Origin of the sequence: Paraburkholderia elongata (assembly GCF_013177735.1) — a bacterium.
Classification (GTDB): Bacteria; Pseudomonadota; Gammaproteobacteria; order Burkholderiales; family Burkholderiaceae; genus Paraburkholderia; species Paraburkholderia elongata.
Map to the genome: position 1 here is coordinate 1 of NZ_WOEZ01000220.1, position 16,180 is coordinate 16,180.

Here is a 16,180-nt window from a genome sequence, read left to right on the forward strand (position 1 = left end):
CTGCATGTGCCTTCAGAGCAGCGCCACATTGGCTATGTGCCGCAGGAAGGCGCGCTGTTTCCGCATCTTTCCGTGGCGGACAACATCGTGTTCGGCTTGCCGCGTACGCAGCGCCGCGCGCGTCATCGGGTGGCCGAATTGCTGGAGCTGGTCGGCTTGCCGGCGAACTTCGGCGAGCGCGCGCCGCAGCAGTTGTCGGGTGGCCAGCAGCAGCGTGTCGCACTGGCTCGCGCGCTCGCGCCGTCGCCGACACTGGTCATGCTCGATGAGCCCTTCTCGTCGCTCGACGCTGCATTGCGGCTCGAAACGCGCCAGGCGGTGGCAAGTGCTTTGGCCGCGACCGGCGCGACTGCCGTTCTTGTCACGCACGATCAATCGGAAGCGCTGTCGCTCGGCCATGAGGTCGCGGTGCTGTGGAACGGTCGGCTGATCCAGACCGCGACGCCGGAGACGCTGTACCGCAGGCCGGTGACGCGTGAGCTCGCGTCGTTCGTCGGTGAAGCGGTGTTGTTGCCGGGCGTGGTCAAGCAGGATCGCGTCGACTGCGAGCTCGGCGATTTGCCGCTGTGCGAGCCGATGGGCAACGGCGCGGTCGAAGTCATGGTGCGGCCTGAACAGATCCGTCTGTTGCGTGCCGAAGAAACGATGCCGAACGGCGTGGCGTCCCATGACGCCGTGGTGCAGGAGGTGATCTTTCAGGGACAGGACGCGGGCGTCGCGCTGCAATTGCAGTCCGGCGCGCGGACGGTGGTGCGCGCTCGCGTGCCGGGGTATCTGTCGCCGCGGCCGGGTGAACACGTGCGGCTCGCCGTGGATGGCGAAGTGACGGCTTATCCGCGGGCTTGAGCGGCGCAGATAAGCCTAAAGGTTGAACCACAAAGTTGAGCCGCAAGCTTGCGTCGCGCGTTAGCGGCGTATCTAAGCAACGCCCTTGAGGGGGCGCGTCCATCGCTGCATCATCATGCTGGCGCCGCCGCCCCGCGCGTTTGCGTTCGCAGCGACAAATCCTGCACCATCTGCGCGGCCAGATAGTCACACGTCGGCCGGTCCGATTTGGCGCTGCGCGCCACCACGATTTCCAGCGGCGCGATCTTCGGCAAGCCTTGCGCTTCGCCGAGTATCGCCAGCCGCGGCGGCACGCTGCAGCGCGTGAGCGCGATCACCGAAAGCCCCGCATCCACGGTCGCCACCAGCCCCATCAGACTTGCACTGCTAAACGCCGCCCGATAGCGGATACGCGCGCCGTCCAGCGCCGCCAGCGTGTGCTGGCGCGCAACACAGCCGGGCTCGTAAAGCCCGACCGGCAATGGCGACGACGCCAGCACCGGCGTATCCACCGACGCCCCCACCCATACCATCGGCTCGCTGCGCACGAATTCGCCGCGCAATTTGCGGTCGCGCGTGACGAAGGCGAGATCGATCTTGTTATCGGCCAACATCGGTGCGAGCGACGTGCTCTGCGCGCAGACGATCTCGATCTCCACGTGCGGATATAGATTCGAAAAGCGCCGCAACACCGGCGAGAGCAGCGAAGACACGTAATCGTCCGGCGCGCCCAGCACCACGCGCCCGGTCACCTCGGGCCGCACGATCGCCGACCACGCCTCCTCATGCAGCGCCAGCACACGCCGCGCGTATTCGAGCAGCGTATTGCCGGGCCGCGTGAGCGAGAGATTGCGCGTATTGCGGGCGAATAGCGTGGTGCCGAGCATGGTTTCGAGCCGCTTGATCTGCATGCTGACCGCCGCCTGCGAGCGGTGCACGGTAGTCGAAGCCTTCGTGAAGCTGCCCGTTTCCACCACCGCGACGAAGGTGCGCAGCAAATCGACATCGAATTCGGGGTGCATGATTTATCAATCCGGCTTATGGAATTACTCAATTTAATTCGTTTGTCGGTGCCGCGCAAGACGCGCAATACTTGTGGCTCCAGCTTATGTGACCCACTTCCGGAGCCGCTTCGCATGTCCCTCACCCAACGTCAACAAGGCGCCATCACACTGGCCAGCGGCGGGCTTTTGATGGGCACGATCGGCATCTTCGTCGAGGAAGCGCGGCTCGGTGCGCTGACGCTGGTGTTCTTTCGCTGCCTGTTCGGTTTCCTTTCGCTCGCTGCGTATTGCGCGTGGAAAGGCTTCTTCACACGAGCGCATTTCACGCGGCGCACCGTCGCGCTGGCGCTGATCTCCGGCGTGTTGATGGTCACGCAGTGGGTCGGATTCTTCGACGCGATTCATCGCACCAGCATTGCAGTGGCAACGGTGGTGTTTCATGTGCAACCGTTTTGGGTCGTGCTGATGGGCGCGGCGCTGTTCAACGAGCGCCTCGGCGTCGACCGGCTCGGCTGGATCGCGACCGCGTTCGTCGGGCTTGTTTTGGCCTCGGGCGTTGCGGCTACCGGGAATCTGCAGGGGCATGCGAGCTATCTGATCGGCATCGGCGAGGCATTAGCGGGCTCGGTGCTGTACGCGAGCGTTACCCTGATCGCCAAAGGACTCGGTAATTTGCGGCCGCATCTGCTGACGCTCGCGCAATGCGCGGTCGGCGTGGTGTGCCTGCCGTTCATTGCGCCGCTTACTGCTGTGCATATCGGGCCGATGCAGTGGTTCTGGCTGGTCGGCATGGGCGTGCTGCATACGGGGCTGTCGTATGTGCTGATCTACGGTGCGCTGCCGAAGCTGACCACACCGATCATCGCCGTGCTGCTGTTCGTCTACCCGCTGACGGCGATCATGGTCGATGCCGTTGTGTATGGCCGGGCGCTGACGTTGCCGCAACTCGCGGGGATGGCATTGATCGTGATTGCGAGCCTTGGCGTGAATCTCGGCTGGCCGCTGCTTTCGATGGTGCGTCCCGGTGGACGCGCGCGGCATCACGCGGATTGAGATTCGCACCCTCTCGCACTTCGCATTCAACTGCGCCCGTTTTTTTATATCGTCGTAGTGGAAACGGCTCACTGCGGCAGCACCTCCCCCTTCGTCTCTGGCGCAAACGGAATCACGAACAAACCGACGACAAACGCCAGCGCCGTGAGCGCCACCGGCACGCCAAGCGTATGCATATGCAACACGGCCGCGCCGAGCAAAAAGTTGACGCCCGCCCCGACAAACCGTCCGAACGACGTGCAGAACGCGAACGCCGTCGCACGCACCCGGGTCTCGAACTGCTCCGGCAGCCACAAGCTGAACAGCGCAAAATTGCCGCCAAAGAAGCCCAGCACGCAGAGCCACGCGATAAACGGCGCGAGCCCATTCGGCAGATAGAACGCCCAACCGAAACTGCCGACAATCGCCACCGCCATGCCGATGAAGTAAATCGCCAGTGTCTTCTTGCGACCGATCCGCTCGGCCAACGGCGGCAACGCGAGACAGCCGAGAATCGTCGCAATCGACAGCAAGCCGGTTGCCAGGGACGCCGTCCTGATCGCATCGTTCTTCGCCATACCGGCCTTCGTCGCCAACTGGATCACAGCCGACGGCTCGTATACCGCGCCCGCCCACAAACCGACAATCGCGATCGTCAGCAGAATGCACGCGACCCACGTGCGGCGCCGATAAGTCGGCCCGAGGATTTCGCGCAGCGGTTTGGTTTGCACTGTGCGCGCCTCCGCCTTCTGCCACTTCTCCGACTCCTTCACGCGCAGCAACACCAGAATCGCGACCACCACCGGCACCGCGCCGGTCAGGAACATCGCGCGCCAGCCGAAATGCACACCGATCGTGTAGTTGAGCGCGGCCGCCAGAAAGAATCCGGCGTAGTAGCCCGTTTGCAGATACCCGGCGCCCATTTTGCGGCGATCTTCCGGCCATGACTCTGCCACGTACGTCCCCGCCAACGCCCACTCGCCGCCAATGCCGACCCCGGCAATGAAGCGATAGATGGCGAGCTCCCAGACGTTGTGCGAAGTCGCGGCAAGTCCCGTGAAAATGGCGAAGGTGAAAATAGTGCCCGCCAACACCTTGGTGCGGCCGAAGCGGTCCGCCAACGGCCCCCAGATAAACGACAGCCCCCAGCCGACCAGAAACAGCGCAAACAGAATCGAACCGGCAAGGCCGACATTCGCGGGCGTCGCGGCGTACCCCGAGCGCGGCAACAACTCGGTCAACGCCGGCGTCAACACAAGCGCGTAGATGAACGAGTCCATCCCGTCGAGCGTCCAGCCGGCCCACGCTCCCCAAAACCCTGCGATCTGCGAACGATTGAGCGGCGTGCGGCGCCGCGCGACCGACGTGCGGTCGATTAGTGAACTCATCATGCTCCTCCGGCCCTGCGGTTGACGTACATGGCGTACGTGGCTGACATAAAGGGAACAACGGGATGGCGCGCTTGTTAGTGAATCGATGCCCCTCGTTTAACGTTGAGAGGGCACCGCAGGCCGCCGGTGGTGAAAAGCTTTCCGGGTTTGCCCGCCTTTAACGGGCACATTTTCATATATAATATTTGATATCATGAGCAACGCAACAGATGGTTTTCCCCTGGACGCCTCGGCGCGCGCCCCGCTTCTACCCGCGGCGGCGCCGCGCGAGAGCATGTCCCACGTCATCGCGGAGGCGCTGCGCGCGGCGATTGTCGACGGCACCCTGGCGCCTGGTGCGCCGCTGCGGCAGGACGCGATCGCGCGGCATTTCTCGGTCAGCGCAATTCCTGTGCGCGAGGCCTTGCGCCAGCTTGAAAGCGAAGGCTGGGCGAGAGCCGCCGTGCATAAAGGCGCGACCGTCGCGCCCTTGTCGGCGGATGAAGCACGCGAAATCTATGAAATCCGCTCCGCGCTGGAGAGCCTCGCCATCGGCCTCGCCATTCCGAATCACACTGCCGCCACGCTGCGCGAATCCGCCAGCCTCTGCCGTGCCGCCGAGCGCGAGTCTGACCCGTCGTTGTACGTCGCACGCAATGTGGCCTTCCATATGAGCCTCTATGCACCCGCCGCCCGTCCGCAACTCGAGGACATGATCGGCACGCTGCATCGGCGCGGCGAACGGTATTTGCGCCTTAAGTTCGGTTTGCCGTCGTACAAGGGAGAGTCGGACAATGAACACACCGCCTTGCTCGACGCGGTACAACGCCGTGATATTCCTGCTGCACAGTCCTTGGTCGTCGCGCATCTGCTCGGCACCGGCGACCTGCTCCATCGTTTCCTGACCGAACGCGCGCAGGCGGAAGCCGCGCTTGCGAACCAACCCAAGCCGCGCGCCAGACGCACGCGCACCACCACCGGGAGCTGAATCCGCCGATGAACCGATCCGCCGAAGCGTCCACCACCGCCCGTTCCTGGACCACACGCCGCGACGAAAAGAACCGTCGCCTCGCGGCCATTGCACCGTGGCTGGAAGACGGCGTTCTACCGACAAACCGTATCGTCGATGCACTCGAAACGCTGATTCAACCGGGTGACCGCGTCGCGCTCGAAGGCGACAACCAGAAACAGGCTGACTTCCTGTCCCGTTCGCTTGCCCGGGTCGATCCGCAAAAGATCCACGACGTGCATCTGCTGATTTCGAGCATCAGCCGTCCTGAACATCTGACACTGTTCGAGCGCGGCATCGCGCACAAGGTCGATTTCTCATTTGCTGGGCCCCAGAGTTTGCGCGTCGCGCAGTTGCTCGAAGACGGCCAACTGGAAATCGGCGCGATCTACACGTATGTCGAGTTATACGCGCGGATGTTCGTCGACCTCACGCCGCACGTCGCGCTGCTGTGCGCGGAAAAGGCCGACCGTCACGGCAACCTGTACACCGGTCCGAACACCGAAGACACGCCGACCATCGCCGAAGCCGCCGCGTTCCGGCATGGCATTGTGATCGTGCAGGTCAATGAGATCGTCGATGAACTGCCGCGCGTCGATATCCCAGGTTCGTGGGTCGACGTGGTCGTAGAGGCCGATAGGCCGTTCGCCGTCGAGCCGCTGTTCACCCGCGACCCACGGCACATCGGCGACCTGCAGGTGCTCACCGCGATGATGGTGATTCGCGGCATCTACGAGCCGTACGGCGTGAGCTCGCTGAATCACGGTATCGGCTTCGATACCGCGGCGATCGAATTGTTGCTGCCCACCTACGGCGAATCGCTCGGTCTGAAAGGCAAAATCTGCCGCAACTGGACGCTTAATCCGCACCCCACCATGATCCCCGCGATCGAATCAGGCTGGGTCGACAGCATCCATTGCTTCGGCAGTGAAGTCGGCATGGAAGCGTATATCGAGGCGCGCCCCGACGTATTTTTCACGGGCAACGACGGCAGCCTGCGCTCGAACCGTGTGCTATGCCAGTTAGCGGGGCAATACGGTGTCGATCTGTTTATCGGCTCGACCTTGCAGATCGACGCGGACGCGAACTCGTCGACGGTCACGCGTGGGCGTCTTGCCGGTTTCGGCGGCGCGCCGAACATGGGCCACGATCCGCGCGGCCGGCGTCATTCGAGCGAAGCATGGCTCAAGCTGCTGAAGGATCAAGGTCCGGTCTCGCGTGGGCAGAAGCTGGTCGTGCAGTTGGCCGAGACGTACAAGAAAGGCGGCGAGCCGACCTTCGTCGATGAACTCGATGCGGTCGCCGTCGGCGCGAAAAGCGGCATGCCGATCGCACCCGTGATGATCTACGGCGACGACGTGAGCCATGTCGTCACCGAGGAAGGCATCGCCTATTTGCACAAGGCCGAAGGGCTCGACGAGCGGCGTGCAGCGTTGGCAGCGGTGGCCGGCGTGACGCCGATCGGGCTGCGCGCCAAGCCGGAGAAAACAGCCGAATTGCGCCATCGCGGCATCGTTGCGTATCCGGAAGATCTTGGCGTTCGTCGCGGCGAAGCAAAGCGCTCGCTGCTGGCGGCACGCAGCATCGACGATCTGGTGACGTGGTCGGGTGGTCTGTACGCGCCGCCGGCCCGCTTCAGGAGCTGGTAACGATGGCGCCCGCTGCTCTGCTCGCGTGCGAGGCCGACGCCATGCCGGAGGCGAAAGCTGAACTCACGCCCCGTGCTGCCGCGCTGACTGCGCGAGAGACGGGCACGGTCAGGTCCACGGTTTATGCCGCGCCGGCGGTTAGGGGACGGACAGCACTGTCCGATGCGCAGCTCGCTCGCTTCGCCGTCACCGCACTGATCGAAGAAGCGCAACTCACGCCGAAACCTGCGCTAGTCGACCGGCGCGGGAGCGGCGCACATCGCGACCTCGATCTCGCCACCATGCTGTGCTCGGCACACGCGCTCGAACCGACCTTCACGGCGCTCGCACGCACCGCGCGCCGCCGCGGTGAGCCATCCGCGCTGCTGCGTGCCGAACTCGCGCAAATCGGCCGCGCCGGCGAGCAGGACATGCTGCATGCCACCGGCGGCAGCAACGCACATCGCGGCGCAATCTGGATCGTCGGCCTGCTGGTAGCGGGCGCGTCGATGACGGGCAACACCACGCGTCTAAACGCGTCGCACATTTGCACGCTCGCTGCGCAGATTGCGTGCTTCCCGGATCGCTTCGCCGCCCCCGCCGATAGTCACGGCGAGCGCGCGCGGCAGCGCTATCAGGTAGGCGGAGCGCGCCGTGAGGCACAAGACGGTTTCCCGCACGTCATCGATATCGGTTTGCCCGCGTTGCTTGCAGCGCGAGCCAACGGAGTCGACGAAAACGCCGCGCGCATCGACGCCCTGCTCTCGATCATGACTTCGCTCGACGACACCTGCCTGTTGCATCGCGCGGGGTTACCTGGTTTGCACACTGCTCAACAGGGCGCACGCCGCGTGCTGCAAACCGGCGGAAGCTCGACGCCGGATGGATACACCGCCCTCGTCGCACTCGAACACGCATTGCTGTCGCTCAACGCATCCCCTGGCGGCGCAGCCGATCTGCTCGCCGCCACCCTCTTTCTCGACATGCTGGCGCATCACCACGCCAGCGGGAGCTCAGCCTCATGGAACATCTGACCTTCGACTATCCGGCGCAACGCGCCGTCACGACCCGCGCGCATGTCGGCGTGGTCGGATCGGGCGATCTGGAAGTGCTGCTGTCGCCTGCTGAAAACGGCGCTGCCCTGACCGCGCATGTGGTCGTGCGGACCAGCGTCGACGGCTACAGCCACATCTGGAAGAGCGTACTGGACCGCTTCTTCACCCGTTATGACGGCGCGGTGCAAATCGAAATCAACGACTTCGGCGCGACACCGGGCGTCGTCGCGCTGCGGCTCGCGGAAGCCATCGAAGCGGCGGAACAGGGAGACGATGCATGAGCACTGTCGCCACCGCCCGTCCCGCGCCAATGCTGCGCGAAAGCTTCATTGAGCTGCCCGCGCGCGAACGCGCCCGTTCGCTGCTCGACGCCGGCACGTTCCGCGAACTGCTCGGACCGTTCGACAAGATCGAGTCGCCGTGGCTGCCGCTGCAAGGTGTCGTCTGCCAGGCCGATGACGGCTGCGTGATCGCGCGCGGCACTATCGACGGCGAACCGGCCGTGGTCGCCGCGATCGAGTCTGCGTTCCAGGGCGGCAGCATCGGCGAAGTGTCCGGCAGCAAGATTGCCGCCGCGCTCGAAATGGCCTTGCGCGACTGCGAACGCGGCAAGATCGTCCGCCCTGTCGTGCTGTTCGAAACCGGTGGCGTGCGGCTTCAGGAAGCCAATCTCGGCCTCGCAGTGATCGCCGAGATTCAGGCCGCGATCGTGGCGTTGCGCCGGCATGTGCCGGTGGTCGGCGTGATCGCGGGCATGGTCGGTTGCTTTGGCGGCATGTCACTGGCGGCGGCCTTGTGTTCGTATCTGGTCGTGACGAAGCAGGGACGGCTCGGCATGAACGGACCCGAGGTGATCGAACAGGAAGCGGGTATCGAAGAACTCGACGCGAGCGATCGACGTCGCGTGTGGCAGTTGATCGGCGGCGAACAACGGACCGCGACCGCACTCGCAGATCAACTGGTCGACGACGATGCGGACGCGGTGCGCGCCGCCGTGCATTCAGCATTCACTCAAGGAATGCCGGCAGCGCATCGCAGCGAACAGGTCGACACGTTTCTTAACCGCCTCGCGCGGATCGAGCCGGCCAGCGTCACGCCGGAATCGATGCGTGAGGTGTACAACCCGCATGTCCAGGGCAACACTCGCAAGGAGCAGGCATGAGCGACACCACCCTCAGCCGCGGCGCGCGCTGGTTCCATGCACTGGCCGGCCAACCGTCCGGTAAGGCGCCGGTATGGAGCGGCGATGCGTCGCTCGGTGGCGAGACCGCGCGCTTCATTGCGGTCGTCCCCGATCCCGACAATCGCTTTCCCCGGGCGACCGATAACGTCGTCGGTCTCGAGCAGGGCTGGCAGCTCGCACGCGCTGTACGCGAGGCCATCGCGCAGGACGAAGCGAGCGGTACGCGCCGCCCGATCATCGCAATCGTCGATGTCAAAAGTCAGGCGTACGGTTACCGCGAAGAGATGCTCGGCATTCACCTCGCCTGTGCCGCTGCGGTCGATGCGTATGCATCGGCGCGCGACGCCGGGCATCCGGTGATCGCGCTGATCGTCGGGCCCGCCATGTCGGGCGCGTTCCTCGCGCACGGATATCAGGCCAACCGGATCGTCGCACTCGACGCACCCGGCACGATGGTTCACGCAATGGGCAAGGAAGCGGCCGCCCGGGTCACGCGGCGCACCGTCGAAGCGCTCGACGCGCTCGGCGAAACCATTGTGCCGATGTCGTACTCGATGACATCGTTTGCCAAACTGGGCCTGCTCGATCAACTGATCGAAGGCGTTGACGCCGATGCGCCGGATGCCGCGCAAATCGAGCGCGTGCGTCAGGTGTTGGCCGAGCAGATTCACAGCACGCGCGATAGTAGCCGCGGTCTGTCGCATCGTCTCGAATCGGCAGCGGCTCAAAAGAATCGCGCGGCATCGATCGAAGTGCGACGTCGTCTTGCCGAACAATGGGACGCCGTGTAATGCAAGTCTGTGCAGCGCCACCGTTTGCAGCCGATCACGCGTTGTCGTGCGATGCGCGTTGGCGGCCGCATGATCTGCTGCGCTTGAGCCGTTTGCCACTCTTCGACGGCGAACCGGCATGGGTTCGCGGGTCTTTCGAGCGCGCGCCGTATGCGGTCGTAAGACGCGCACTGGCCGCTGACGGCTTCGTGGCGGTCGGCTTGCGCGGTGTGGAGCGGTCGCAGCGTTACGGTACGTGGGCGCATCTGGACGATATTGAAGCCGCTGTGCCGCCAGAAGCGTTAGCGCGACGCAGCCCTCTTGCGGAGCGCAATGCATTGCCTGCTTTCGCAGCCCTTGCCGCATTACAACGCGACGCGGTCGGCGGCGACACAGCCGGCGCTTTGGCTGGATTCGTCTGGGGACCAACCGGCAGCACAGGCTTCGAACTGGCCACTCAGGCACCCACCGTCACTTTCTCGAGCGATCTCGATCTGCTGATCCGCGCGCCGGAAAGACTCTCGCGCGACACGGCCATCCAGTTGCTGAACCATCTGCAAGCAATCGCACAACGCGCCGGCATTCGCGTGGATGCGCAACTTGAAACGCCCGCAGGCGGCGTTGCGCTGGCCGAGTGGGCAGCAGACAAAGCACGCGTGATGGCGCGCCATGCTCGCGGCCCGCTGCTTGTTACCGATCCGTGGGCACAAGCTCACGGCGATGCCTGATGCTTGCCCTTCTGTTTCCCGGGCAGGGCGCGCAGTCGGACGGATTCCTGCATCGTCTGCCGCAGCACCACGCCGTGACCGACACACTCGAAGAAGCGTCTCAGGTGCTCGACACCAACGTACTCACACTCGACACACCAGACGCGCTGCGCTCGACCGTAGCCGTTCAGATCGGCTTGACCGTCGCGGGCGTGGCGATCACGCGCGCACTGGCGGATGAACAGCTCACGCCGGAGATCAGCGCCGGTTTGTCGGTGGGTGCGTATGCCGCAGCGGTCAGTTGCGGCGCGATTCGCTTTGGCGACGCGTTACGAATGGTGCGAAAGCGCGCCGAATTGATGGAGACGGCGTACCCGTCCGGCTACGGTCTCGCGGCCGTGTCGGGCTTGACCGAGCACCAACTGGAAACACTCGCCGCGCAGCACGCGGACGCGGGCAATCAACGTGTCTATGTTGGTAATGTGAATGCGCCGCGCCAGATCGTCATGGCCGGAGCGAATGGTGCGCTGGACGCGTTCATCGACCGCGCTCTGGCGGCAGGCGCACGCAAAGCCATCCGTCTTGCGGTAAGCGTGCCGTCACATTGCGAACTGCTTGCGCATGCCACTGACGAATTGGTTGCATACGCACAGGACGTACCTTTCCACACGCCGCAAAGCACCTATATCGGCAATCGGGGCGGCCGCCCTTTGTACGCGGCAGATGCCATTCGCGGCGATCTCGCGACCAACATGCGCCACACCGTACGCTGGTTCGACGCGCTCACCGTCATGCAGGAAATGGGCGCCCGCGTGTTGATCGAAGCGCCGCCGGGCCAAGTGTTGACAGACATTGCGCGCGAGAACTTTCCGGATACCACCGCGCTTGCCGCGAGTACTTTTACGTTCGAAAGGCTGGTGGCGACTGCCCAACGGCGCCTCGAGGCAAGTTGAGCACAGGCACGCCGTCATTCGGCCGGCGCACGCTTCATTGCTCACTCGACAAAGATTTCCTGCAGCGTAGACAACGCATTCGATAGCGCCGCATCCGACACTGCCCCGGCTCGCTTCACGAGTCGCGTCTTGTCTACCGTGCGAATCTGGTCAAGCAGGATCAAACCCTTCTTGCGCAAGAAAGTGAGCGGAACACGAAACGGTGCCGCGCGACCGGCAGTGGTCATGGGCGCGACAATCACGGTCCGCAGATCGTGCAACTCTGCCGGCGAAACAACCACGCAAGGACGCGTTTTCTGAATCTCGCTGCCGACGGTGGGATCCAACGCGACCAGCCAGACGTCACCGCGCGCTACCACTCGAACCCCGCGTCATCAGCGTTGGGAAATTCGCCCATCACCAGCACGTCGTCTTTCGACGCCGCCAACGAACGGCTTGCGTCCGCCCATCCGGCACGCGCTTTCTTTTGCGGACGCCGTATCACCAGCGCGTTTCCTTCCACTTGCATATCCACTTCGTCCTCCAGCCCAAGTTGGGTCAAGATCGGTTTCGGAATCAGTACACCATGGGAATTACCCATTCTGCGGATGGTCGTTTTCATGGCTGAACCTGAAGTGGAATCCTAAGCGGTCGAGGCAATAAAGTAAACACAATGTTATTACAGTGTAGCACGGCAAATGGCATAAGACGAATGACGTATTTTTTAACAAGTCCTTCGCTGCTCTGCGCGCCCGGTATTTTCTCGGGGATGGGCGCGTTCCTCTCCGGACTATTTCCGACGCGCATTCGCGCTATAACGCCTGCTCCGGCGCGCGTCCTATCGCATGTGAATCGGACGCCGCTGCGTCGCCCCGCGCTCGCTCGCGGCCCGGCGTCACAACAGCGCCGGTGCCACCAGGACGTCGCGCCGATTTTGCATGCCGCTCAATCAGCCGTTGCAACAGGCAGAACGCACACAGCAAGGCGCCGATCACGATGCGAGTCCACCACGAACTGAGCGTGCCGTCGAAGGTAATCAGCGTCTGGATCGTGCCCAGAATGCCGACGCCGAACAGCGAGCCGATCACATAGCCGACGCCACCCGTCAACAAAGTTCCGCCGATCACCGTCGCCGCGATCGCATCGAGTTCCATGCCCTGCCCTTGCAACCCATATCCCGACAGCACATAGAACGTGAACACCGCGCCGCCGAGCGCCGAGCAGAACCCGCTCAGCGCATACACACCGATCCGCGTACGCGCGAGCGGCAAGCCCATCAGCAACGCCGAGCGCGGATTGCCACCAACCGCATACACGTTGCGGCCAAATCGCGTGAAATGCGCGACATAGATCGCCGCGACAAGCGTGACGAAGGCAATCAACACATTGGCTGTCACCGAACCGACGCCGATATTGAGGCGAAACGCGGAAATCTTCTGGAACGTCGAATCGTTGATGGTGATCGACTGCGTCGTGATCAGAAAGCACAAGCCACGTGCGAAGAACATGCCGGCCAGCGTGACGATGAACGCCTGCAAGCGGAAGAAGTGAATCAGTGCGCCCTGCACCGCGCCGAACACCGTACCCATCAGCAACACGATCGGCACGATCAGCCAGACGGGCAGATGCCTATGTTCGGACAGCACCGCTTCGACGATGGTGGTCAGCGCCACTACCGAGCCCACCGACAGATCGATCCCGCCGGACACGATCACAAAGGTCATACCGATTGCGACGATCAGCAGGAAGGCGTTATCGACCAGCAGATCGAGCAGCACTTGCCACGAGAAAAAGCCGGTGTACATCACCGAGCCGAAACCGAATAGCGCGCAAAACAGCAGGATGGTGACGGCGATCGGCAGCGTGCGCGGATCGACGATATGGGCCCAGGCTTCGACGAGTCGTCTCATCGCGCCACCCCGCGCTGCGTGAAAAGCGACACGGCGAGCGCGCGTGCCGAGGGCGACTGGATCACACTCACCGCGAGCACCACGGCCGCCTTGACGACGAGCGTCGCTTCCGGCGGCACGCCGATCGAATAGGTCGTGTAGGTGAGCGTCTGGATGATCAGCGCGCCCAGCACGGTACCAGTCAAACTGAAGCGGCCGCCGAGTAGCGACGTGCCGCCGAGCGTCACCGCCAGAATCGCGTCGAGTTCGAGCAGCAGGCCCGCGTTATTGCCATCGGCGCTGCGCACGTTCGAACTGATGAGGATGCCCGCCATCGCGGCGGTCAATCCCGAGAAGCCATACACCGCGAATACCAGCGCTTTCGAGCGCAGGCCGACAAGGCGCGTCGCCACCGGATTGACGCCGATCGCGCGAATGAAGAGCCCGAGCGCCGTGCCTTCCACGAGCGCCGCAGTGGCCAGCACGGCAACGCTCGCGATCCACACAGAGCACGGCACGCCAAGCCAAAAACCGCCGCCGACGAACAGATAGCCGGGTGCGCCGATCGGTATGATCTGCCCCGCCGTCAGCAATTGCGCTATGCCGCGGCCGGCGACCATCAGGATCAACGTGGCGATGATCGGCTGCATGCCGACGAACGACACCAGCAGCCCGTTCCACATGCCACTCAACACGCCGACGATCAACGCCGCTACCAGGGCCTGCGCGATCAATCCGGCGCTCGGCGCGGGTTGCATTGCGAGTATCGTCGCCGCGGCGGCGCCGGCAATCGCCACCACCGCGCCGACAGAAATATCAATACCGCGTGTCGCGATCACAAGCGTCATGCCGGTGGCGACCAGCACCAGCGGCGCCGCGCGATTCAATACGTCGATCGGCGCACCGAACAAGTGGCCGTCGAGCATTCGCAGCGACAGAAAATGCGGGTTCACCCACAGGTTCAGGCCGCACAACAGCACCAGCGTGACACACGGCCAGATCAGCGGACGCTCCGCACCGTCGCGCACGAACCAGTTCGATAGCTTCATTCGCCGCTCCCCGCGATGAGTCGATAAATGTTGTCTTCGTTCGAAGCCTTGCCAGCCACTTCCGCGATCTTGCGGCGGTCGCGCAGTACCGCCACGCGATGGCTCACGCGCAGCACCTCGCTGATCTCCGATGATACGAACAGGATGCTCAGACCGTTCGCGCACAGCGCCAGCAAGCGGTCCATGATGTCGAACTTCGCGGCGACGTCGATGCCGCGCGTGGGCTCGTCGAGAATCAGCAGCCTGGGGTCGGTGGCAAGCCAGCGCGCGAGCAACGCTTTCTGCTGGTTGCCGCCGGAGAGCAACCCGATCGGCTGTTCGGCGTCCGTCGCTTTAATGCCGAGACGCTCGATCCACATGTCCGCAATTTCATGCGCGCGATGCCGTTTGATCTTGCGCCACCAGCCGCGTCGCGCCTGCAACGCCAGCAGAATGTTCTCGCGGATCGATAGTTCGGCGACGATGCCCTCTTTCTTGCGGTCCTCCGCGCAATAGCCGATGCCGTGACGCACGGCGTCCCGGGGTGAACGCAGCCGCACGGGCCGGCCTTCGATCAGGATGATGCCGCTGTCGGCACGATCCGCCCCGAACAACAGCCGCGCGGTCTCCGTTCGGCCCGAGCCTAACAGCCCGGCAAGGCCGAGAATCTGGCCCGGCTGCACATCGAGGTCGATCGGCTGCAGTGTGCCGCGCCGTCCGACGCCGCGCAGTTCGACGAACGGCTGAACAGCTTCCTTGCTCTGAGGCCCTGCCTGGGCCGCGTGCCCGTCCTGTGCCGCTTCGCGCAAGCGCGCGCTCATGCGCTCGTGACCGACCATCTTCGCGACCAGTTGATCGGCCGGCAAATCGCGGGCAAGGTATTCGCCTTCACGCTCGCCGTTGCGCATCACCGTGATGCGATCGGAGATGGCATAGGTCTGCTCGATAAAATGCGTGACGAACAGAATGGCGATGCCCGATTGCTTAAGATGCCGAAGTATTTTGAAAAGCTGCGCGACTTCGCTGTCGTCGAGGCTGGAGGTCGGCTCGTCGAGGATCAGCACGCGTGCGTCGACTGACAGCGCTCTGGCGATCGCCACCATCTGCTGCACGGCGATCGGATAGGCATCGAGCGATCGGGTGACGTCGAGCGCCACGTCGAGACGAAGAAGCGCGGCCTGCGCGCGGCGCTTGATGTCGGGCCAATCGATCGCGCCAAAACGCTTTGGCTGCCGGCCCGCAAAAATGTTCTCCGCCACCGAGAGGTTCGGGCACAGGTTCACTTCCTGATACAGCGTGCGCACGCCGGCCGCCTCGGCCTCCTGCGGCGAAGCAAACGCCACGAATTCGCCACCAAGGCGGATCGTGCCGGCGTCAGGCGCGACTACGCCGGTCAGCACGTTGATCAGGGTGGATTTACCGGCGCCGTTCTGCCCCATCAGCGTATGGATCTCGCCGGGAAACAGGCGAAAATCGACTCGCTGCAGCGCTTTCACGCCCGGGAACGTCTTGCTGACACCGGCCGTGGCCAGGATGGGTTCGGGTGCATTCGAGGCGACGCCTGCGCGAGCGTCGCCTGTGATCGCCTTCACGGCCGGCGGATTGGGTTCCGATGCGGGATGCGTCATAGACCTCGCTCGATGGGCAGTGCGTTGGTCGGGTGGGCTCAGGTGGGTCAAGTCGGGCGCAACCTGATTCAGCGGAAAAGAGACCGCCCACTGCCGAAGCAGCCAGGCGGTCAGGCACCA

At 63.9% G+C, this 16,180-nt stretch carries 17 protein-coding genes; 10 read left to right on the forward strand and 7 right to left on the reverse strand.

All coding sequences use genetic code 11. The annotated features are described in order from the left end of the window. A partial coding sequence (locus GNZ13_RS39075; RefSeq protein ID WP_172175183.1) for an ABC transporter ATP-binding protein occupies positions 1–846 on the forward strand: 846 nt, incomplete at its 5' end. Positions 847–959: 113 nt separating this feature from the next. Here the strand turns inward: GNZ13_RS39075 and GNZ13_RS39080 are convergent. After that, a complete protein-coding gene (locus GNZ13_RS39080) occupies positions 960–1,847 on the reverse strand; it encodes a LysR substrate-binding domain-containing protein (RefSeq protein ID WP_172175186.1) in 888 nt (295 codons plus the stop codon). A gap of 114 nt (positions 1,848–1,961) precedes the next feature. On the opposite strand from GNZ13_RS39080, the gene GNZ13_RS39085 reads away from it, so the two are divergent. Next, positions 1,962–2,882, forward strand: coding sequence for a DMT family transporter (locus GNZ13_RS39085; protein WP_172175189.1), 921 nt, complete (start codon positions 1,962–1,964; stop codon positions 2,880–2,882). Positions 2,883–2,950: 68 nt separating this feature from the next. On the opposite strand, the gene GNZ13_RS39090 is transcribed toward GNZ13_RS39085, so the two are convergent. After that, complete coding sequence (locus tag GNZ13_RS39090) at positions 2,951–4,249, reverse strand: MFS transporter (RefSeq protein ID WP_172175257.1); 1,299 nt, start codon at positions 4,247–4,249, stop codon at positions 2,951–2,953. A 196-nt stretch (positions 4,250–4,445) separates the two neighbouring features. Between GNZ13_RS39090 and GNZ13_RS39095 the strand changes: the two genes are divergently transcribed. Genes GNZ13_RS39095 through mdcH form a run of 8 tightly spaced genes read left to right on the forward strand, consistent with a single transcriptional unit; the run spans position 4,446 to position 11,536 of the window. Continuing rightward, entirely contained in the window at positions 4,446–5,219 is a 774-nt protein-coding gene (locus tag GNZ13_RS39095; RefSeq protein ID WP_172175192.1) for a GntR family transcriptional regulator, read from the forward strand. An 8-nt stretch (positions 5,220–5,227) separates the two neighbouring features. Next, entirely contained in the window at positions 5,228–6,889 is a 1,662-nt protein-coding gene (mdcA, locus tag GNZ13_RS39100; protein WP_172175195.1) for a malonate decarboxylase subunit alpha, read from the forward strand. A 41-nt stretch (positions 6,890–6,930) separates the two neighbouring features. Further along, a complete protein-coding gene (locus GNZ13_RS39105; RefSeq protein ID WP_407945688.1) occupies positions 6,931–7,902 on the forward strand; it encodes a triphosphoribosyl-dephospho-CoA synthase in 972 nt (323 codons plus the stop codon). Next, positions 7,890–8,204: a malonate decarboxylase subunit delta gene (locus GNZ13_RS39110; protein ID WP_172175201.1), complete on the forward strand. Its 315-nt coding sequence runs from the start codon at positions 7,890–7,892 to the stop codon at positions 8,202–8,204. The genes GNZ13_RS39105 and GNZ13_RS39110 overlap by 13 nt, the downstream gene beginning before the upstream one ends. Next, positions 8,201–9,085 (forward strand): biotin-independent malonate decarboxylase subunit beta, encoded by an 885-nt coding sequence (locus GNZ13_RS39115; RefSeq protein WP_172175204.1) that lies wholly within the window; start codon positions 8,201–8,203, stop codon positions 9,083–9,085. The genes GNZ13_RS39110 and GNZ13_RS39115 overlap by 4 nt, the downstream gene beginning before the upstream one ends. Further along, a complete protein-coding gene (mdcE, locus tag GNZ13_RS39120) occupies positions 9,082–9,897 on the forward strand; it encodes a biotin-independent malonate decarboxylase subunit gamma (RefSeq protein ID WP_172175207.1) in 816 nt (271 codons plus the stop codon). The genes GNZ13_RS39115 and mdcE overlap by 4 nt, the downstream gene beginning before the upstream one ends. Beyond that, the gene (locus GNZ13_RS39125) at positions 9,897–10,604 is read left to right on the forward strand and encodes a malonate decarboxylase holo-ACP synthase (RefSeq protein ID WP_172175210.1); all 708 of its coding nucleotides are present in this window, start codon (positions 9,897–9,899) and stop codon (positions 10,602–10,604) included. Before mdcE ends, GNZ13_RS39125 begins: the two co-directional genes overlap by 1 nt. Then, complete coding sequence (mdcH, locus tag GNZ13_RS39130) at positions 10,604–11,536, forward strand: malonate decarboxylase subunit epsilon (protein WP_172175213.1); 933 nt, start codon at positions 10,604–10,606, stop codon at positions 11,534–11,536. Before GNZ13_RS39125 ends, mdcH begins: the two co-directional genes overlap by 1 nt. 41 nt (positions 11,537–11,577) lie before the next feature. On the opposite strand, the gene GNZ13_RS39135 is transcribed toward mdcH, so the two are convergent. From GNZ13_RS39135 to GNZ13_RS39155, 5 genes are all read right to left on the reverse strand, one after another. Further along, complete coding sequence (locus GNZ13_RS39135; protein ID WP_172175216.1) at positions 11,578–11,895, reverse strand: type II toxin-antitoxin system PemK/MazF family toxin; 318 nt, start codon at positions 11,893–11,895, stop codon at positions 11,578–11,580. Continuing rightward, a complete protein-coding gene (locus GNZ13_RS39140) occupies positions 11,889–12,137 on the reverse strand; it encodes an AbrB/MazE/SpoVT family DNA-binding domain-containing protein (protein WP_172175219.1) in 249 nt (82 codons plus the stop codon). Before GNZ13_RS39140 ends, GNZ13_RS39135 begins: the two co-directional genes overlap by 7 nt. Positions 12,138–12,327: 190 nt before the next feature. Then, the gene (yjfF, locus tag GNZ13_RS39145) at positions 12,328–13,425 is read right to left on the reverse strand and encodes a galactofuranose ABC transporter, permease protein YjfF (RefSeq protein WP_172175221.1); all 1,098 of its coding nucleotides are present in this window, start codon (positions 13,423–13,425) and stop codon (positions 12,328–12,330) included. Next, positions 13,422–14,453 carry an ABC transporter permease gene (locus GNZ13_RS39150; RefSeq protein ID WP_172175223.1) on the reverse strand — a complete coding sequence of 344 codons (1,032 nt, stop codon included), beginning with the start codon at positions 14,451–14,453 and terminating at the stop codon, positions 13,422–13,424. The genes yjfF and GNZ13_RS39150 overlap by 4 nt, the downstream gene beginning before the upstream one ends. Next, positions 14,450–16,060: a sugar ABC transporter ATP-binding protein gene (locus tag GNZ13_RS39155; RefSeq protein ID WP_172175225.1), complete on the reverse strand. Its 1,611-nt coding sequence runs from the start codon at positions 16,058–16,060 to the stop codon at positions 14,450–14,452. The genes GNZ13_RS39150 and GNZ13_RS39155 overlap by 4 nt, the downstream gene beginning before the upstream one ends. Positions 16,061–16,180: the final 120 nt, after the last annotated feature.